Below are 20942 nucleotides of genomic sequence, written 5' to 3'. Positions count from 1 at the left end.
ACAATAAAGTTCTGTTTGTGGAACAGGCCGGAAAGCCTGTTCTATTGTTTTTTTCGCCCTTATATACTTAACTTGCGGCAATTTGTTGCAATTCCTGGTCAGTCAATTTAACTTCGAGCGCCCCCACAGAGTCCTCAATACTCGATACTTTGGTCGCACCGGGAATCGGAACGACGCAGGGCGATTGAGCCATCAACCAAGCTAATACTATACAGTAAACTGAAACGTTTTTTTCTGCGGCTAATTTGGCGATCGCGGGTATATCTTGCAAGCTGGTGACGCGGCGGCTTCCTCCCAAAGGACTCCAGGGAAAAAATGTCAGTTTTTCGGTTTCGCAATATTCCAGAACGCCGTCTGATTCCGGCTGTCTGTGCCACGGATTGTACTGATTCTGTACAGAGACAATTTCTACTGTATCGCGGGCGCGTTTGATCTGCTCTACAGAAAAGTTGGAAACTCCAATAAATCGAATCATTCCTGCTTCTACTGCTTCTTTTGCGGGTGCTAGGGCTGCTTCGATGGTATAAGCGGGATCTGGCGAGTGATATTGCCAAAGGTCGATCGGTTTCTCGCCGCCCAATGCTTCAAAACTTTCGCGAATTGTCTGGCGCAAATGATGGGGATTGCCGTTGCGCGTCCATGCACCTTGAGGCCGCATTAAGCCGCCTTTAGTGGCGACAGTAACGGCCCGAGTATCTCCGGTGTACTGTTCCAAAGCTTTGGCAATCAGTTGTTCGTTGTGGTGTTTGTCGGATTCATCTTGGCAGTAGGAATCTGCGGTGTCAATTAGGGTGACACCCAAATCGAGGGCGCGGTGAATTACCGCAATTGATTGCGATTCTGGCGGCCGGCTGCTTAAGGACATTGGCATACCTCCAAGACCGATCGCGCTGATAGTAAAATTACTGTTACCCAGTTTTTTTCTTTTCATTGGTTTGCCTTCGTTTGCGTCGTTTATTTCCAGTTTACCTTTCAAGGATAAGTTTAAGTCTTACATTTATTTAACTATCTAAGTAAGTAGACAAAAAAATTAGATAAGCTGTTGGGCCTTTAAAAGGTATATTTCAATTCCCTATTCCCCACGTGTCAAATCTTCTCCGTCTCCAACATAAGAGACAATCTAGATGTGCAGCAGCTTACCTACCTAATTAACTAGCTGGAAGCACTGGTGTAAAAGCGGAGTGCAAATTGCCAGAAGTAGCGGGAGAAAAATAACAGCCCGATCGCCAATATTCCCGCCCCTGCGATCCACACGATTTCACCTCTCCCCAGCATGGCTTCTGCTGGCACAGTCGTCAAGAAGGCAACGGGAACTACGAAAGTGAAGAAAAATCGATAAGCTGCAGGATAAGCTGCCATTGGAAATCTACCCGCTTCTAACAATCCTTTGAGAACTTCGGTAACATTGTAAATTTTGACAAACCAAATGCTGGTTGCCCCTAACATAAACCATATACTGTAAAGAGTAATAGTTCCGAATAACAGCGGTATTGCTGTTAAAAAATAGTTGCCGATTCCTACTCCCAACTTGTTAGCAGCATACAGCAGCAATACGGTGCCGAAGATTAAATCTGGGATTCCCCAAGGCGAAACTGTGTTTGCAGATAGCCAGAATTGGGAACTGATGGGTTTGAGGAGTACGAAATCGAGAGTACCTTGCTGCACTCGATCGACAATACGGCTGAGATTAGGTGCTAGAAACGTTGACGAAAACCCCTGCAAAATCGTGAAAATACCGAGTACAACTAAAGCCTCTTCCCATTTCCACCCAGAAAACGTGTAACCGGTACGGTAGAACAAAAACAGCCCAAACAAGCTGCCCGCAAGATTTCCGAGGCTGCTGATGGCCGCGAGGACAAAGTTGATTCGGTATTCTAGTTCCGCTGCGATCGCCGCACCCCAGAACAATTTCAGTACGTGCAAATATCGTCCCATGTTTGTCGCCATTTTTTGCCGTTGAAATATTTAGATTTCATCCTATTGTAAAACTTGTGTGAAGTTAACTGCTGTACGGCTGCTTATTTCACTATAATTTTAAATTATTTAGACCGCTTACTTAAGTAGTTTTATTGACAGGCAGTATTAAGTTATTTAACAAATTTTAAACAAAAAGTACAATTATTAAATTAAGTCAATCTTAAGCCCATATAGTTGGGGAATTATTAAACCGGGTTCATGTTTTTACACAAAGCATCGCTTGATTGATTAGAAATCTTAATATGTTACAACTCTTAATAATATAAATATTTGACAAACATCTAGCCATACCTAAACGCAACACTTAGGATGGGGCATACGTATTCAAAAGCAATACGTAATCAGCAATGCGTAATTATACGTACAAAATAGGGATCGGGAAATTGACCTAGCTAACAACACGTAAGGAAAAAAAGACATGGATGCTTTAACATTATCGAGACTGGGCGTCAAGCACACCAAAAGTGCAGTGGCCGAATCGCTGCGAATCAATACAGGATACGACGTGACAAGCCCCGTCACTTTTTACGGGATTGTCAACGAGCGCTGCAATGTAAAATGCCGGCAGTGCGAGTATTGGCGGCTCAAAGAATATAAAGACGAAATGACGATCGAAGAATGGCAAAATGCCCTCTTGAGCGTCAAAGAATTTGTGGGCGAATTTTCAATCAACTTTAGCGGCGGCGAACCTTATATTAAAAAAGGTTTTCTAGACTTGCTGGCCTTTGCGAATAAAAATGGCATTCACGCCGGCGTGACCACAAACGGCTATTGCATGACCAGGGAAAACGCAGCCAAAACTGTGGCCGCTCGTCCTTTTAATGTGAATATCTCAGTTGACGGGCCGAATGCAGAACTGCACGATTATTTGCGAGGTCAACCGGGATTATTTGATCGGCTTTCTAAAGGAATCGGTTATCTGCGCGAAGAACAAGAAAAACAGAACGTCCTGTTTCCGATTAACATCAAACCGACAATGAACCGACTCAATTTCCGCCACCTCCCGGAAATAGTCACCTGGGCTCAGGGAATTGGCGCGACGACGGTGAACTTCCAACCAGTCAACCGCTGGACGCCAGAAACATACGAGGAATTGTGGATTGAAAAAGAAGACATCGAGGAATTTTCACAAGTAATCGAACGCCTAATTGAAATGAAGAACAACGGTGCTCCGATTATGAACAGCGATGAAGTGTTGCGATTGATGATTCCTCACTTTGCCGAAGAAAAAGCTCCTGATTCAACTCGTCCTTGTCGCGTAGGACTCCGCAATTACTGGATTGATACGCGCGGCGATGTGAAATTGTGCGATGAGTTCCCGGTAATTGGTAATGTAAAAAATGCCAGCGCCCGCGACATTTGGTACGGCGAAAAAGCTCAGGAAGTCCGTCGCGATACTTTGAATTGCGGCAAGCTTTGTCTGATTACTTGTGTCTCACAAAAGACTATTTTGGACAAGGTGAAAATGGGGATGAAGTTATTAAAAAATTGAGGTTTTAGCCGTGTTAACATTGCTTGTTTTCATGGTAGGTGACCGGGTTTGAGCAGAAACCCGGTTTTTTGTTTGATTAATTGTATTCCCTTCGATTTTGCTAAAGGACATGGCAATGCCATTTATTTACGAATACAATGTTTTGTATCAGTCTTGGCTAAATATATTATTGCCCCTTAAACAATAACCGATTGGTTGACGATACCTTATGTCAAGAATATTATAAATCTGTTGGATATTTAAGTGGGTTCTCAAACGAACTCAAATGAGGGACAATTATTAAAATTAAAAATTTTCCCCTATTCAATAAATTAAATTATTTCCCGTACTTGTGAAAAAATGGATATGTCGCAACTACGGACAAGAATCAATCTACAACAAGTGATCTAGACAAAGTGTGTGCCATTCGTTGGAATAACAACTAATTTCAGAGACTTCAAGCAATTAACAAGGATATAGTCTTGGCAGTGCCGTAAAGCTCGGATTAAAATAACTCATTTTGCTTCTTGCGCTTTACTCGTGTAGGCTGTGCGCTAACAAGTTTAGCCGATCAATCGGGTCAAACAATTTATCAAATTAAACACTCTAGTGCTGTCAAGTTATTTAATTTGTTAACTAAAACGTCCCAATGCTCATATGTTTATTGTCTAATGGTTTGGTGCATGGTGCGAGGCTCACTTGGGACAGTTGCCTAAGTCCTGAATAGGTTTGACGCGCTACTTATCGGGGTAAGGCGCCCACTGCAAACCTGCAATATAGATGTTCTGCCCAAGTCTTGAACAACTGTATGAAAAAAAACCCGCGTAGGCGGGTTTTTTTTGTGTCGCAAGTGGTTTGGAACTGTCGGGATTTGCTCGCAGTTTGCTTAAAGCGATCGATAAACGCGATAGTTAATTTCAGGGAAAATATTATCAATCTCCTCAACCTTCTCCAACCAACCCGAATCAACTTTCCCTTCTTTCACTTCATCGTAAAGCTTGTGAAAGCGCATTAAGTGCGATCGAGTCCGTCGCACTGCATAGGGCACCATCGTTCCTGTACGCATGATAAATGCCCAGTCAGAAGATTGAGCTAGCAGCACTTCCCGCGCCGCCTGGTTCAAAGCCCGCCACTGCAATTCATCCGCAGGTTCCATGCTTCCCAACTCAATCATCCGTTCCGCAGCTTTGTGCAAGTGCGGGTAAATCCAAGCATTGGTATCGTTGAGCCAATATTCGTGGAAACCCCGGAAACCCCAACTCGACTGAGACGGGCGGCACACTTGCTGAGTCGGATTTCCCCGCAAATAATCGGCTAAGTGCGTCATCTCGTAGGTATTTTGGTCGTACCAACTCTTGCGGAACAGGTAATCTAAGAACCAAGGCCCTTCGTACCACCAGTGACCGAAAAGTTCGGCGTCGTAAGGCGAAACAATAATCGGCGGACGCTGCATAATGCCGTTCAGGTGCTCGACTTGGCGTTCCCGGTTGAAAGCAAAGTTGCTGGCGTGTTCGGCTGCTTTTTCCCGTGCCCAGTACGGATCGTATAACTGTTTATCGCCTAAACCCAATCCACGACCGGTGATTTTGTGATATTTAATGCCGGTATTTTTCCGCTGGCCGTTGGGCATGATGTAGGGCTTAATGTAATCGTAGTCAGCTTCCCAGCCCAAATCTTTGTAGAATTCGCGGTATTCGGCGGCGCCTGGATAGCCGACTTCCGAAGACCAAACCTGCTGTGAGGATTCGTGATCCCGGCCGAAGGCTGCGACTCCGCATTCGGTGAAAATTGGGGCGTAGCTGCCGTAGCGGGGACGGGGGCGGGCGTAGAGGATGCCGTGACCGTCTGTGAGAAAGTAGCGGAGGCCGGCGTCGGCTAACATTCGCTCTAAGCCTTCATAGTAGGCGCATTCGGGCAGCCAAATGCCTTTTGGTCGGCGGCCGAAGTTTGCTTCGTAGTTGTCGCAAGCTACTTGAATTTGTGCCCAAACTGCTTCGGGGTACATTTTCATCAGCGGTAGGTAGCCGTGGGTGGCACCGCAGGTGATGATTTCCAGGTTGTTGGTATCTTGGTGTTCTTTGAAGGCTTTGACTAAATCTCGATCGTACTTTTCCCAAAAGTTGCGGACTTGAGAGAAATGAGCGGCGTAATGTTCTGCTAAATACCGGAGGTGACCGTTTCCGCTGTTGTGTTCGATTTCGAGATCGGCTAATTCTTCGAGTTTAGCCAAGTGGTCGTCGAAACGGTCTTGCAGCAAGGGGTCGCGCAGCATTGCCACCAAGGGTGGCGTCATGCTCATGGTAATTTTAAAGTCGATCCCGTCGCGCTTGAGCCCTTCAAAGACTTGCAGCAGGGGAATATAGGTTTCCGCGATCGCCTCAAACAGCCATTCTTCTTCTAAAACGTAGTCGCTTTCGGGGTGGCGGACAAAAGGCAAGTGGGCGTGGAGAACGAGGGCGAGGTAGCCAATAGTCATAAAAAAATTCGGTAAGTGGGAAACTCAGCGTCTTTAGGGCTGAGAGGGAAACGGGTCGGCGGTTTGAACCGCCGTAAATCTTTCCATTACACGAGGATTGCTAGATGTGAGTGTACTTTTGTAATGTACTTTCAGTGGGACAATTACCACTTCCAACCTCGCAACCCGCGATCGCATAATGTTCGCTCCTTTATGAGCCTCTATGAGAGGGGTAATGTTAGCTTGCGCCTTCGTTAACAGCCGGTACTATATCTAGGAAACTGATTTAACCCAATAAGTCTGTTTAATCCTAAATTTCGCTTGGCAAGGAACTAGCGAGAGCATTCCCTAGTAGGTCTTTAACTCTTACCGTTAACGTAGTACGCAGGTACGCCTCTGGTCAACTATGGTTTAAGTCTTAGGCCCGAAGCAAGCGTGTCCTGAGACCCGGGTCGTTGACAGTGATTGGGATGCCGTAGTTATTAACTGACGCCAGTTAGGCACAGCTTTAAAATATTTTAAGATTTTATGCTGAAACGGGACTCACAAAATGCCGTGTTTTTTTAATAGCCTTTCTCTAACAAACTAAATGTCAGCAAATTCTGATTTTCTGCTTGCTGTCGGATTAAGGCTGCTGCTGTTTGAGAGTCTACTGCTTTTGAGAAAAAGAATCCCTGGGCGTACTCACATTTTAACCCTTTTAGTATAGATAGTTGCGACGCTTCTTCGACTCCTTCGGCTACTACATCCATGCCTAAATTGTGGGACAAAGTAACGATCGACCGCACAATTTCGGTCGGGTCAATCCCTCCTTTACTGAAATCGAACTCACCTCCCATCCTGCTAACAAAAGAGCGGTCTATTTTTAAGGTATTGGTGGGGAAGCGGTGCAGGTAGGAGAGAGAGGAATAGCCGGTGCCGAAGTCGTCAATGCACAAATGTATGTTTCGGGTTCTGAGCTGAACCAGCATTGCTGTTACTGATTCGGAATTTTCTATGAGTACGCTTTCGGTAATTTCTAGTTTTAAACTGCTGCCGTCGAGGTGAGTTTCTTCGAGAACTTGGTCGATGTATTCGATTAAGTCTGGTTGAGAAAACTGTTTGACAGAAATGTTGACGCTAACGCTCAAGGGGGGGTTGCTGGGAAATAGCTGCTGCCACTGGCGGATTTGGTGGCAAGCTGTGCGGAGTACCCAGCGGCCGAGGGGTACGATCAAGCCGGTTTCTTCGGCGATGGTGATGAATTCGCCGGGGGAAACTAAACCGCGTTCTGGATGCTGCCAGCGCACTAGGGCCTCAAAACTGGTAATTGTGTTACTGGCGATCGACACGATCGGCTGGTAGTGAATAATAAACTGGGGCGCTGCGGATAAGGGAGGTAAGGCTGATTCGGGGGATGAGGGAAAGTCTTCTTCTCTGACCGACTCTTTAATTGATTCGATCGCCCGCCGTAGGTCGTTTTCTAGCTGCAACAAGCGCAAAGCGTGGGCGTGCATGGAACTGTTGAAAACTTCGTGTCGGGCTCTGCCAAGTTCTTTGGCGCGGTACATTGCTGTGTCGGCGTCGCGCAGCAGGGTTGTCGGTTCCAGGTATTCGCCAGAACTCAAAGCTATGCCGATGCTGGCGGTGATAAATACTTCGTGTCCGTCTAGAAGGATAGGGGATGTGATTTTCTTTTGCAGGCGGTTGACAATGGTGGTAGCTTCATTGATGCCCTCGATGTCTTCTAGCAACAGCACAAACTCGTCACCTCCGAGGCGGGCCACTGTATCTCCGACCCTCAGACAAGCTTCCAGACGCCGCGCGATCGATACTAGCAGTTGATCGCCGATGGCGTGGCCGAGGGAATCGTTGACTACTTTAAATCTATCTAAATCGAGAAACAGTACGGCAAACAAGTAGTCTTTGCGCCGTTTTGCCAGCCTCAGAGCGTGTTCCAGCCGATCGGTAAATAGTGATCGGTTCGGCAATCCGGTGAGGGCGTCGTGAAAAGCATCGTGCAGCAGTTGTTCTTCGGCGAGTTTGCGCTGAGTGATGTCGTGACAGTTAATCACGATTCCCTCGACTGCGGGATCGTACAGCAAGTTGGTGGCTACAGCTTCTACATAACACCAGGAACCGTTGCGGTGGCGGACTCGGTACTCAACTGGACACTGGCTTCTTTTGGGGTTTTTTATAGCTTTGTGGAGGGTTTCGGCGATCGTGGCGCAGTCGTCGGGGTGAACTATTTCTAAGGCGCTGCGCCCGATCGCCTGGTGGGGCGCGTATCCTAAAATTCGCTTGACGGAAGGGCTGATGTAGCGGAAGATTCCTTCGGCGTCGAGAATGATCGTGATGTCTGTGGCGTTTTCAATCAGCGAGCGAAATCGCTGTTCGCTTTGGCGCAGGGCTGATTCTGCTTGTTTGCGATCGCTGATGTCGAGGGCTACTCCGTCTATAATTACGTCGCCGTTTTCGTTTTTGGAAAATTTAGCGCTGTCTTGCACCCACTTGATCTCCCCAGATCTCAGAACGATGCGGTACTGGCGATCGCACGGCAAAAGACTCGCTCTCGATGCTGCTACCCTGCTGTCACACGAACTTTTGTCCTCTGGATGGATGATTTCGGTCAAGAGTTCTGGGTGCGAAATCACTTCTTCGGCCCCGAACCCAGTAACTTCGCGCACGCCCGGACTGATGTAGGGCAGGGACATTGTGCCATCTGGATGCAGCACCGTGCGGTAGACTGAGCCGGGAATGTTGGCTGCCATTGTGGCTAGCTGCTGCTGGATGCCACAGACTGCTGCTTCGGCGCGCTTGCGTTCTGCAAGTTCGGTTTGGGCTTGTTGGTAGAGTTCGGCTTGGTGGATCGCGATCGCGCACTGATCGGCTATGGCTTTGAGTAGCGACAGTTCTTCTGCGCTCCAAGAGCGCGCCCGATCGCACTGATAGAGGCTAATTCCTCCCAAAAATGACTGCTGGTAGAGCAGTGGCGCGATCGCGACGGAGCGAAACCCTACCAACCCTGCTGATTCTTGCAGGGACGGGCACAGTGTCGATAACTCGTCGATAATCAGGGTTTCCCCGGCCGCGAGTCCCGATCTGTAGTGCTCGGCTACTTTGCAATTTAGCCCAACAAACCCTTCTCGGTCGGATGCTTTGCTGATGTAGCGAACTCTGATGCCGCCTTCAGCATCTGGCTGCAAGATGGCGCAGGCGCTGATGTCTAGAGCTTCGTGCAGTTGATCTGCGGTGGTTTGCAGCACTTCGTCGAGTACAAGGGTGAAGCGCATGGCTTGGAGGATGCGGTTGATGATCGCTTCTCGCTGAGCTTGCCGCTGAATTTGGCTGATCGCTTCTTGTTGCTGGCGCCGCATTTTGTATTCTTGGAGCGATCGTTCTAAGACTGTTGGCAACCTAAACAGTCGCCCTTTTAATACGTAATCGGTCATTCCGGCTTTGAGGCACTCAACTGCCGCTTCTTCTCCCAAACTTCCCGTTACTAAAATCAAGGGTATGTCTTGCCCTAATTCCTGCATTAATTTCAACACTTCTAAACCGTTGAATCCGGGGAGGCGGTAATCGGAGAGTACAGCATCGTACTTGTAATTTTCGAGCAGTTTTCTGCACTCTGTTGCTGTTTCGGCAGTGTCACACTTAAAATTTACCCCCCCCGATTCTAAGGCGAGCACTATTAATTCCATATCTTCTGCCATGTCTTCGATAATCAACAAGTTTAATGTTGATTCCGCAACCATTTTTAGTAGATAGTTGGTCTGATTTATATCTAACATAATGTATTTGGGAGGTTTTCAAATGGTTATTCGTGTTTTTGCTAGTAATTTTTTAGACTGAGTTTTGTTGTTAATTTTATCTCTATATTTTTAGCAAAATCAATTATCTACTCTACTCGCCAGACCTTGATTTAGCACCGGCAGTCGAGGGCTGACTGAACCGATTGGGGAGCCTCCCCATTTTTAAAAGAGCGTTTTTTAGGAGTACGAGCATCTTGGATAGCCTAGCCTAGATCTTTCGCTTCCATCCCTAACAGTGAACACTCCTGTCATACCAAAATTATGATGCTCTCACCGATTGTGACTTATTTAAGTGTATAAGAGTTTTAAATTTTGAATTTAAAACTCTTATACACTTAAGTTACGAATCTATACTACCGTTTGAGATTGTTTGCCCTAGTTTAAAGTAAAACGTGGCTCCTTGACTAGGTAGGCTTTCGGCCCAAACCGTGCCACCGTGGCGGTGAATAATCCGCTGGACGATCGCCAAACCGATGCCCGTACCTTCAAATTCTCTCTGGGAGTGCAGCCTCTGAAAGGCTCCAAACAGACGATCGGCATATTCCATTGGAAAACCCACCCCGTTATCCTTGACAAAAATCGTCCCATCCGGTAAACCCTCAATAACTATTGTAGCTGGAGTGCGTCCGCGACTGAACTTGACGGCGTTGCTAATCAAGTTGCTGAACACCTGTTGCAGCAAGGTTGGATCTCCCATTACAGTTGGCAAATCTCCGACGGCAAATTCAACGCTGTGGGGAGTTTGGGCCGGATCTGCGACAGTTGGTGGTTTAGTCAATTTAATCGCATTTTGTACCAAACGGCTCAGATCGATCGGAATTTGCCTCAACTCGGTGCGAGTCACCCGCGACAGGGCAAGCAAACCGTCAATCAACAGGCTCATTTTTTGGCTGCTTTCTTCAATTACTTCCATATAGTGAACTATTTTACGATCGCTCAAAGCCTCAGTTAATTCTAGCCGCTGCTTCAACGCTTCTACAAAACCTGAAATGTGTCGCAAAGGTGCGCGCAAGTCGTGGGAAACTGAGTAAGAAAAAGATTCTAATTCTTGATTAGCAGCTTCTAATTGCTCTGTGCGTTCTGACAAAGCTTGTTTTGTCTCTACCAACTCACTGATATCGCGAGCCGTGCCAATTAAAGCATAAACCTCGCCGTTGAGATTTCTCAGCGGAATTTTAAACGTGTCGAAGTAAGCATTGCCACCCGGTCTCACAAACTTTTCCTGGTAGTGGAGAGTTTTACCCGATTCAAATACGTGCAAATTTTCCCGCCTAAATCGTTCTGTGAGTTCGCTGGGATAGCACTCAAAAATAGTTTTGCCCTGCATCTGCTGCCTGCTGTAGAAGCCGGAAAATTCTACAAGGGGATGGTTGACAAAAGACAAGCGCATATTGTCCCGTTCTACAACATAAATGTAGTCCGGCAAAGCATCAAAAAAAGTCTCTAATTCTGCGGTACGCTGGGCAACTTGAGCTTCTAAAGTTTCGTTGAGTTCTTTAAGTTCAGATTCTACTCGTTTGCGTTCGGTGATATCTTGACCAATGCCGATACACCTGCCGTCGGAAAGACGAACATTGGCCCAAGAAGTGTCGATAATGCGCCCGTCTCTAACTTGTGTTTTGAAGTCGCTCCAGTTCTGATTTGCTGCTTGGATTTCATCCAAAACGTATTGACGGTATTCTGGCTGCGGATAAAATTCCGCCAAGATATCGCGGTCTTTGGTTTCCGCCAAACTCCAGCCGAGCACTTGTTCCCAGTGGCGGTTTACCCAGTTTACTTCACCGCTGCTTCCCAAGAATGCGAGCATGACCGGCACGTTGTCGAATATAGTTTGCAGCAGTTCTTTTTGCTGTTTTAATGATTCTTCGGCTTGTTTGCGATCGCTGATGTCGAGTACGGAACCGATAAATTGTACAATTTGTCCGTCTGGGGTTCTTTTAAAAATTTTAGAGCGATCGTGCACCCAGCGCCATTTCCCATTTTTGTGTTTTATTCTGTAGTCTATGTCATGCGTTTCATGGGTATTGCTGCTGTGTTTGAGCCGCTCCCTACCTGTAATTAGCTCTAACAAATCATCGGGATGAACCAACTTAGCCACAGCGTCTGTACCCAAATCTTGCAATTCTTGGGGAGTGTATCCCAGCATGGCTGTGACCGATTCATTGGCATAAATATTTTTGTTTTCTACTGCATCGTAAATGTAGAGAAAGTTAGGTATAGTTGTAACAATACTCTCTAAAAGTTGCTGATGTTTTTGCAGTTCTAATTCTGCCTGCTTGCGCTCGCTTAAATCCAGCACAAAACTGACCCCTAACTGCTGCGTTCGTTCTAAAAATGTGCTGCCCAGCATCACCGGAACGCGGCTCCCATCGGAGCGCATAAATTCTTTTTCAAAGGGAATAACGGTATTTCTAGCCCTCAGTTCGGCAACTTTTTCTGTGTCTAAACGCACGTATTCTGGCGGTGTCATTTCTTGCCAGTTAATTCTTCCGGCCAGCAAATCGTCCCGGGTATATTTTACCGTGTTTAAAAAAGCGGCGTTGGCATCTATAATGGGACCATTAATGTCCCAAAAGATTAGACCGATCATGTTAGAATCAACTATTGTTCTAAATTTAAATTCGCTTTGTCGCAACTGGGATTCCACTTGTTTTAGTTCAGTAATGTCCCGGGCTATGGATAAAACTGTTTCTACTGAATTGTCTTCAGTAAACTCGGGAATAACTCGACAGTGGTAATGTTTTATGCCCTCTGGAGTGGGAAACTCAAATTCTATGGTTTCTTGTTTTCCGGTGCCAAAAACTTTTAAAAAAGTGTCCTCCCACAGGTCGCACAAGTGTGGTGGCATTCCTGATTCTCTGTTGCTCTTGCCAATTAATTCGGCGGGGGGTTTTCCGGTTGCTAATTCTACTGCGTGATTGATGTAAAGGTGGCGGAATTCTCTATCAAACCTGGCGATGATATCGGTCGCATTTTCCGCTAGGGTGCTGAAAGCTTGTTCGCGCCGGTGCAGTTCTTCTTGAATGCGGTGGCAATCGGTTATGTCTCTGCCAAAAGAGAGAATAGAAACTACTCTTCCCGATTCATCGATGAGTGCAGAATTGTACCATTCGCAGTAAATTACCGAGCCATCTTTGGTATAGTTGCGGTTGCGGCAAATGTTGCGGGTTTCTCTGCTGTGTAACAGTTGATTTGTGACGCCGCACACTCGCTGGAAGTCTTCTTGATGAACTATTGACCATTCGTGCCAGTATTTGCCGATTACTTCTGCTGCACTCCAGCCAAATAGTTGTTCTGCCATTGGCGACCACCGCATTACCCGAAATTCGCTGTCCCACTCTACAACTGCCAGGGGCGAGTTTTCTAGATGAAATTCCCGCCGCGAGTTGGCTTTTTTTATTTGAGTTTGAAGTTGCTGCCGGAGTTGCTTCGCGCCGGCCAAGCGATCGCTAATTTCCTGTGTGTTTGCTGAGCCGGCGTTGGCAATGTGAGCAATGGTTTCTGCTGTTTGTTTTTCGAGTTCGTTCCAAGCGAGTTCGAGGGCTGATTCCGCCTGCTCTAGCTCAGTGATGCTGTTCTGAAACAGTGTGGCACTTTCTACTGGAATTTCAGGCATAGTTTTTACACTTAGGCAAGTGTTACTTTTAGAATTCAAAATTAAAGCTTAAAAATTAAAAATATGTAATTTCCTGTTAAATTATACATTTTTAATTTTTAGTCTGTGCGTGGAGCCGATCGTTGGAGGCGGCGGGCGTTATTAAATACTGCCAGTAAAAGGATTTGGGGTGTACATTGATCAGCAATTGTGGTGGATCGATCTAAAACTCTCCTGGGTAAGGGAAGGGTGCGGGCAGGAGCAGGCGCTAAGTATATTTTTGCACAGAGTGGTTGTTTGGAGGCGATCAAAAGGAGATCGGCGTGGCTGCGGGCTTGGGTCGATCGCGAATCTGTAGCACGGCGTTGCCTATGCAGATCCCCATTTGTCTCAACTAAACACGCTTTATCCAAGTCCGGCAGGGGTTTAAACCTGCCGAACTCAGGGTTTGACGCGCTTGTAGAAACCAATGAAACCGCCGCTACCTACAAATACTCTCCAATCACTTTGGTCAATAAAAAGCTAAAATAAAATCTAAAGTTATTCAGTCTTTTAAATCGCTTATGACTGCTGCTGCACCCTCTTCGATAAAAAACCAAACTCAGTACGAAGCCATTATCGGTCTCGAAACTCATTGTCAATTGAGTACGAATACTAAAATTTTCTCCAGTTCTTCTACAGAATTTGGCAATGCCCCAAATACTAACATTGACCCAATTTGTATGGGAATGCCGGGAGTATTGCCAGTATTAAATCAAAAAGTGCTGGAGTATGCGGTGAAAGCAGGGCTGGCTCTCAACTGCGAAATCGCACCTTACAGTAAGTTTGACCGCAAGCAATATTTCTATCCCGATTTGCCTAAAAATTATCAAATTTCTCAGTTCGATTTGCCGATCGCTACTAACGGTTGGCTAGAAATTGAACTGGTGGATGAGACGGGAAATTCTACTAGAAAAAAAATCGGGATCACTCGCTTACACATGGAGGAAGATGCCGGAAAATTGGTTCACGGTGGCAGCGATCGGCTCAGCGGTTCAACTTATTCAATGGTGGATTACAACCGCGCCGGTGTGCCTCTAATCGAAATTGTTTCGGAACCGGATTTGCGATCGGGCGCGGAAGCTGCCGAATACGGTCAAGAATTGCGCCGGATCGTGCGCTACATCGGTGTTGGCGACGGGAATATGCAGGAAGGTTCGCTCCGGTGCGACGTGAACATTTCGGTGCGGCCCGTTGGCAGAAAAGAGTTCGGCACGAAGGTGGAAATTAAAAATATGAACTCTTTTAATGCGATCGAACGGGCGATCGATTATGAGATCGAGCGGCAAATTCAAGCTGTGGAAAATGGCGAAACCATCGTCCAAGAAACCCGGCTGTGGGATGAAAACAAGCAGTGTACTTTCAGTATGCGGGTTAAGGAAGGTGCAAGCGATTATCGGTATTTCCCGGAACCCGATTTGCCTCCGATCAAAGTTTCGGCTGAGCAATTGCAGGATTGGAAAGCTCAACTGCCGGAATTGCCGGCAATGAAGCGCAATCGCTACGAAACTGAGCTCGGTCTTTCTCCCTACGATGCGCGGGTGCTGACTGACGACAAAGCGGTGGCGGAGTATTTTGAAAACTCGATCGCCGCCGGTGCTGTGGCTAAACAAGCTGCGAATTGGGTGATGGGCGATATTACTGCTTATCTGAAAAATGAAAAACTGGCGATCGGAGAAATTCCTTTCCAACCGCAGGATTTAGCCGAACTGTTGGGGCTAATTGATGCCGGTACGATCAGTGGCAAAATCGCTAAGGATATTTTGCCGGAGTTGCTGGCAAACGGTGGTTCGCCTCAGAAGTTTGTTGAGAGCAAGGGTTTGATTCAAATTTCGGATACTGGGGCGATTGATCGAGCGATCGATGCCGTGTTGGCAGCCAATCCCAAGGAGCTCGAACAGTACCGAGCCGGTAAAACTAAGCTGCTGGGCTTTTTTGTCGGCAAGGTGATGAAGGAAACGGGCGGCCGGGCCGATCCCAAACTGACCAATGAGCTGCTGGCGACGAAGCTTAACGGTGCAAGCTAAGCAAATTAAGGGGGTCGTGTAGCAGATACAGCGGCGGGCGATCGGTTTTTCCCGAGCTCGCTGCGATCCCTGGATCGTAACTTTATAATTAATCTACATTTCTTTACAACATCTTCACGTTTGGGGGTGACACCCCTCATCCCGACCGTGTTATATTGTGTTATGTAGATGCACCCTGATGGCAGAGAGAGTTACTTAGGTAGCTCTCTCTTTTTTTTGTCTTTTTTTTTTCACGGACGTGAAAATACGGATGGGAGAGGGGGATTAACCATACCGATCCCCGATTACCGATTACCGATTAGCAATTACCGCTTTGAGTCGATTAATATCAACTTTAGTTATTAACTAATTTTGACATTATGAGCGAACAAGCTAGCCAGCTAATCAAGCAGGGGATTTCGCAATATCAGGCGCGTCAATTTGAGGCGGCGCTGGTTTGTTGGCAGGAAGCGCTGGCGCTGTATCGCTCAATGGACGATAAGCGCCGATCGGGTGCGGCGCTGGGTAATATGGGCGTAGCTTATGAAGCGCTGGGAAATTATGCTCAGGCGATCGACTGCTACCAGCAGCATTTGGTGTTAGCGCGGGAAATTCGCGATCGCCGGGGTGAGGCAAATGCTTTGGGAAATCTGGGCAATGCTTGCTGTGCTCTTGAGGATTTTTCTAGTGCTATTGATTACCAGCAGCAGCGTTTGGCAATCGCGCGGGACACTGGCGACTGGCGCTCTGAGCTGGAAACTTTGGGCAATTTGGCGCTAGCTTACGATGCTAAGGGAGATTTGCCTGGTGCGATCGAATGCTATCACCAGCAGTTGTCGCTCGCGCGCATCAGCAAGGACGATCGCATTGAGCGCAATGCTCTCAAGTATTTGAAGCTGGGTTACAAGTATTTAGCCGATTACGAGAAGGCTAACCAGTACCGACAGGAGCAATTGGCGATCGTCCGGGAACTGTTTTTAATTGATAAAAATAAGAGTTTTGTACAACTTGCAGAAACAGTTGGTTTGAATCCGATTGAGGATTTTGCTGGGGCTAATTTAAGCGGTTTTGACTTGCACTACGCTGATTTTAACGGTGCGGATTTGCGCGAAACCAACCTCCGAGGCGCAGATTTGACTTTGGCCGATCTCAGCGGTGCTTTGCTGAGCGCTGCTATTTTAATTGATGCTAATTTGTGCAATGCTAATTTGCGGGATGCTGAACTCAGCAGCGCCAATTTGAGCGGTGCTGATTTGCGGACAAAGCTGCCCCGTGCGAATTTGAGCGGTGCAAATTTAACCGGCGCCAATTTGAGCAGTGCTTATTTACCGAATGCGATTTTAGTAAATGCAAATTTGACAAATACTGATTTCAAAAATGCTGATTTAAGTGGTGTTAATTTGAGTGGTGCGAATTTAAACGGTGCTGATTTGAGCCGCGCTGATTTGAAAAATACGGTGGTTAAAAATGCGAATTTTTCTGGTTGTGTGGGAATTTCGGAAGCCGTGAAGGTTGAATTGATGGTAGGGGGGGGGATTTTTGAGTAGAATTTATTGGAAAGGTTGGTAATTGTAGAGGGTAACAAAAGCTATGACTGCCGTAACTGCAAAACGATTCTCGATCGCCGAATATCACCGTTTGGGAGAACTGGGATTTTTCGCCCCCGATGAGCGAGTTGAATTGATTCGCGGAGAAACTATCATTATGGCTGCTAAAGGTAGGCTGCACTCTTTTTGTAACAGTCTTTTAGTTCAGGAGTTAATCATTTTACTGGCAAGACGCGCTCTTGTGCGCGCACAAGAGCCGATTACTTTGACGGATGATAGCGAACCAGAACCCGATGTTGTGATTGCCCGCAATCGTTCTGATAATTATTTATCTTCTCACCCGGAGCCTGCTGATATTTTGTTGGTAATTGAGGTTTCCGATTCTACGTTGAAGTACAATCGCAGAACGAAGTTTTCTCTCTATGCTGAGACTGGTATTTCTAATTATTGGATATTTAATTTGGTTAATAATGAACTGGAAATGCAAAGCGAACCTTATCAGAAACAAAACGGGAGTTATAGTTATCAATTGCAACGAGTTGTTTTGCCAAATCAGACGGTGGTAATTCCTGGTTTTCCAGAGTTGTCTCTAGATTTGTCTTTGGTATTTCCAGCCTAGGCTTCCTTCGATGATATAATGCAAAAGTGCGATGGCTACGCCCCGGCCCCGGCTTACGAACTCTTCACCAAAGTAGCACTATGACAGCTAAAACTCTCGCTCCACCGGAACAAATTGTCCAGCTATCGGGTATCAGTTGGCAAACTTACGAAACTTTGCTGCTCGAACTAGGGGATAGACAACTCCGATTGACATATAATCGTGGCAATTTGAAAATTATGCTACCTTCTCCCGAACACGAACGTTTCAAAGAAGTATTGGGTCGATTTGTTGAAACCTTAGCTGAAGAATTAGATGTGAGAATTGAGCCTCTGGGTTCTACGACATTCAAACGTCCTGAACTTAGCGGTGCAGAACCAGATAAATGTTTTTACATCCAGAATATTAGTGCAGTTAAAGGCAAAAAAAGAATCGACCTGACTCAAGATCCGCCGCCGGATTTAGTAGTGGAAATTGACATTACCAGCCGTTCGGAAAATACCTTGCAGGTTTATGCGGATCTGGGAGTGCCGGAAGTTTGGATTTATAATGGATCGCGACTCAGAATCAACAGATTAGAAAATGGAGAATACGTTGAGGGCGAGATAAGTTTAGCATTTCCTAGCTTACCGATATTAGAGATTGTCAGATTTTTGGAACAAGCAGAAACAATGGACTATTTGGAATTAGTAAAAGCATTTCGGAATTGGGTAAAAAGCCAAATTCACCAAGACCAATGAGTTGCGGATAAAATTAAACAAAATTTACAATTGTCTCCACAAAAAAAAGCTGTATTGTGATAAAATAGAGATGATAAACTAATTTAAATATCAATTACAGGCTGGTAGTGCCAGCAATTCTACCCGATATGCGATCGCTAGAGTCTCACAACAAATACCCAGATTGCTTGTGGATGCAATTAGAAGCAATTCCAGTTCCATCGGTTGCACCCCAAACCCAGCAGCTCGACATTCACTTGAGCCTGAATTTTAACGAGCATTGGGAACCCCTGCTAGGTGGTCGCGTCAAATTTGGTCTGCAAGGCGGGACGCTCAAACTCTATCTAGAAAACTGCGAAATACCCGTAGCCTCACGTCAGTTAGTCGGTTCTTTCAAGCTTTTGCCAATTAAAGAAACGCTTGCTATTCAAAGCAGTGCAGAAATTTTAGTAACCGAAGGTCAGCGGGGAGTTCAGGGCGGGGAGAAGGCGGAAAAAGCTAAGGAAACAGAGAGCATATTTTGTCACGTTTCCACAATCAGTGATGATACAATGCCAGCCTGGATTTTTTCAGTAGAACAACGCAAATCAGTATTAAAAGGTTTGCTAAAAAGTGCTAAGCTGGGAGAATTAGCTGGCAAAGAATTTCGGATGGCAGCGGCTTTTGAAGTTGCTAAAGAAGATATTAATCTCACAGATGCGGAGGGTTTGTGGCCGCACGATATCACGCCAAATCAACATTCGGTTTTAGAAAGAATCCTGACTATATACTTGCAAGAACATAAACTCCAACCTGCCCTCAGTTGGGCGCTATTTTCCTACAATTTACCTCCGGTTGAACCGCGCGAAGTGGAAATTGTCCCCGAAGCTGAATCGGAATTGCAGGAAATGGTCGATCGCATTATCTCCGCTGAAACCGACAACTTTGTGGAGTTGGCAAAAATCGCCAATCTCAATCCAGCACTAGATTTCGCGGGTAGCAGCTTGCGCGGAACGACTTTAAGTGCAGTGGATTTTAGCAGCGCAAATCTCGATCGGGTAAATTTCCGGGGTGCCAACTTAAACGATGCTGATTTCAGCGACGCCAACCTGAAAAACGCCAAATTCGGCGGTGCAGATTTGAGCGGCGCTTTCTTAGGAAATGCTGATTTAAGCGGTGCAGATTTGCACAAAGCAAGTCTAGCTTTAGCTAACCTCAGCGGTGCCAATTTGAGGGGCGCAAATCTGCTGGAAGTGAACTTAACAAATACTAATTTCAGCGGTGCGAATGTCGAGTCAGCGAGGTTTGGGAACAATTCAGGAATGGATGAGGAGATGCAGGTGAATTTACAGCAGCGAGGGGCAATTTTTGAAGAGGTTTAGTCGGTAAGTGCGAGATCCCTTTCATTCATCCGCGTCCATTGTGGCACGGGCGTCACGCCTGTGCGATGGAATTTCACCTTAAAACTACCGCCTCTAAAGAAAGTTGCTTCTTAACCCTTAACTCTCTAACTACATTTATAGATAGCGATGAACCGTAGCTGTTAAGAGGGTAAACAGGCATTTCTTGCCAACACTGACGGCAAAACCAGTATACTCGGCTGTGGCTAAGGTGACGCAGCATTGGAGTCGTGCAGCAAGGACAGCTTGTCATAAAAACCTCTTTTTTACCGACGAAAGTGTATTTGTCTTTTGTTGCCAAGTGCTGTAAGCTGGGTTGAAGCAGCAACTCTATGAATGTAGAGGTAATAAATAAAGATTTGGTAAAGAATACAAGGTTGTTAAGGAATTGATGCAAATCGAAATATTTCGTAAAAATAGCAATAACTGAGAGAAATTGTATCCAACAATCCCCAGGTTCCCAGAGAGGATACTCAGTCTAAATCCCAACTCAACACCTTCGCAATCTCAACGGCAAGCATAGTTGGTTGGAGAGGATTGACACTCGCTGCTGCAAGTTGAGATTTGTGGAACCAACTCTGTTGTCAATCTGACCATGTGGCTTTGAGAGTTAGCAGCAGAACCGGAATCCCTTGGGTTTCTGGTCGCGTTTTTAGTTGTTTGAGAAATAGCAATCCATCTATTTCGCCCATAGAAACCTCCCAAATAAGCGCATCTGGCTGACAGACAATTGCTTGTCTTCAGTTGACAGTTGACAGTTGACCGCACGCGGGGCTACCTCTACCTGGAAGGAAGAGGATTGGAGTAATGAATAGTCTTCTTTTAATTTCTCCCGATCGGGCTTGGGGCTTTAAACCAATTCTTTCTGGTAAAGTCTTAAGAATACGGAGTATGCCATACCGGGGAGTGTCAATCCTTCCATCCCAATATCTCTGCCACTTTTCCCGGCAGGGTGGTGGCTTCAAATGGTTTGCAAATTAGCCCAGCAACACCAATTTTGGCAAATTCAGCCATATCGGTTGACAAAACTCTTGCTGTCACCAGAATCACTGGAATCGATCGAGTTATGGGATCGGATTGGAGGATCTGGCACACAGCAAACCCATCCATTCCCGGCATTGATACATCCAGCAAAATAGCGTTAGGTCGTTGTGTTTGTAGGATTTGTAAACATTCTTGTCCTGATTTGGCCACCAGGGTGTTCCATCCCGCTAGGTCTTCCAGGCACAACTGTATCAGTTCGCGGAGGTGTTCTTGGTCATCAACGATGAGAATTTGTTTCCCTATTATCTTGTTTTCGGGCAGGAGAGTGCCATCATAATTAGCTACTTGCAAAGTGTTCATTTTATTTGGGTTGATTAC

The 20942-nt window shown here is 46.2% G+C and carries 12 protein-coding genes; 6 read left to right on the top strand and 6 right to left on the bottom strand.

The window, feature by feature from the left end:
* Positions 1-67: 67 nt before the first annotated feature.
* Positions 68-931, bottom strand: a complete 864-nt coding sequence (locus tag QUA42_RS04550) for an aldo/keto reductase (protein WP_333135488.1) — start codon at positions 929-931, stop codon at positions 68-70.
* Positions 932-1152: 221 nt separating this feature from the next.
* On the bottom strand, positions 1153-1947 hold the full coding sequence (locus tag QUA42_RS04545; RefSeq protein ID WP_445301287.1) for an ABC transporter permease: 795 nt from the start codon (positions 1945-1947) through the stop codon (positions 1153-1155).
* Positions 1948-2395: 448 nt separating this feature from the next.
* Between QUA42_RS04545 and QUA42_RS04540 the strand changes: the two genes are divergently transcribed.
* The gene (locus QUA42_RS04540) at positions 2396-3469 is read left to right on the top strand and encodes a radical SAM protein (RefSeq protein ID WP_333135486.1); all 1074 of its coding nucleotides are present in this window, start codon (positions 2396-2398) and stop codon (positions 3467-3469) included.
* A gap of 865 nt (positions 3470-4334) precedes the next feature.
* On the opposite strand, the gene QUA42_RS04535 is transcribed toward QUA42_RS04540, so the two are convergent.
* From QUA42_RS04535 to QUA42_RS04525, 3 genes are all read right to left on the bottom strand, one after another.
* Positions 4335-5924, bottom strand: coding sequence for a glycoside hydrolase family 57 protein (locus QUA42_RS04535; RefSeq protein ID WP_333036521.1), 1590 nt, complete (start codon positions 5922-5924; stop codon positions 4335-4337).
* Positions 5925-6466: 542 nt separating this feature from the next.
* The gene (locus QUA42_RS04530; RefSeq protein WP_333135484.1) at positions 6467-9640 is read right to left on the bottom strand and encodes an EAL domain-containing protein; all 3174 of its coding nucleotides are present in this window, start codon (positions 9638-9640) and stop codon (positions 6467-6469) included.
* Positions 9641-10037: 397 nt separating this feature from the next.
* Positions 10038-13313: a PAS domain S-box protein gene (locus QUA42_RS04525; RefSeq protein ID WP_333135482.1), complete on the bottom strand. Its 3276-nt coding sequence runs from the start codon at positions 13311-13313 to the stop codon at positions 10038-10040.
* Positions 13314-13855: 542 nt separating this feature from the next.
* Between QUA42_RS04525 and gatB the strand changes: the two genes are divergently transcribed.
* The 5 genes from gatB to QUA42_RS04500 all read left to right on the top strand — a co-directional run bounded on the left by gatB (position 13856) and on the right by QUA42_RS04500 (position 19562).
* Positions 13856-15358: an Asp-tRNA(Asn)/Glu-tRNA(Gln) amidotransferase subunit GatB gene (gatB, locus tag QUA42_RS04520; protein WP_333135480.1), complete on the top strand. Its 1503-nt coding sequence runs from the start codon at positions 13856-13858 to the stop codon at positions 15356-15358.
* Between the two features lie 359 nt (positions 15359-15717).
* Entirely contained in the window at positions 15718-16884 is a 1167-nt protein-coding gene (locus QUA42_RS04515; protein WP_333135478.1) for a pentapeptide repeat-containing protein, read from the top strand.
* Positions 16885-16927: 43 nt separating this feature from the next.
* The gene (locus QUA42_RS04510; protein ID WP_333135476.1) at positions 16928-17503 is read left to right on the top strand and encodes a Uma2 family endonuclease; all 576 of its coding nucleotides are present in this window, start codon (positions 16928-16930) and stop codon (positions 17501-17503) included.
* An 80-nt stretch (positions 17504-17583) separates the two neighbouring features.
* Positions 17584-18222, top strand: coding sequence for a Uma2 family endonuclease (locus QUA42_RS04505; protein ID WP_333135473.1), 639 nt, complete (start codon positions 17584-17586; stop codon positions 18220-18222).
* Positions 18223-18329: 107 nt separating this feature from the next.
* Complete coding sequence (locus QUA42_RS04500) at positions 18330-19562, top strand: pentapeptide repeat-containing protein (RefSeq protein WP_333135471.1); 1233 nt, start codon at positions 18330-18332, stop codon at positions 19560-19562.
* A gap of 927 nt (positions 19563-20489) precedes the next feature.
* Here the strand turns inward: QUA42_RS04500 and QUA42_RS04495 are convergent.
* A complete protein-coding gene (locus QUA42_RS04495; protein ID WP_333135469.1) occupies positions 20490-20924 on the bottom strand; it encodes a response regulator in 435 nt (144 codons plus the stop codon).
* Between the last annotated feature and the right edge of the window lie 18 nt (positions 20925-20942).

The sequence above is a fragment of the Microcoleus sp. Pol11C2 genome (assembly GCF_036701505.1).
Lineage (GTDB): Bacteria > Cyanobacteriota > Cyanobacteriia > Cyanobacteriales > Microcoleaceae > Microcoleus.
The sequence above is the reverse complement of the archived record's forward strand: the minus strand, read 5'-3'. Positions and strand labels throughout refer to the sequence as shown.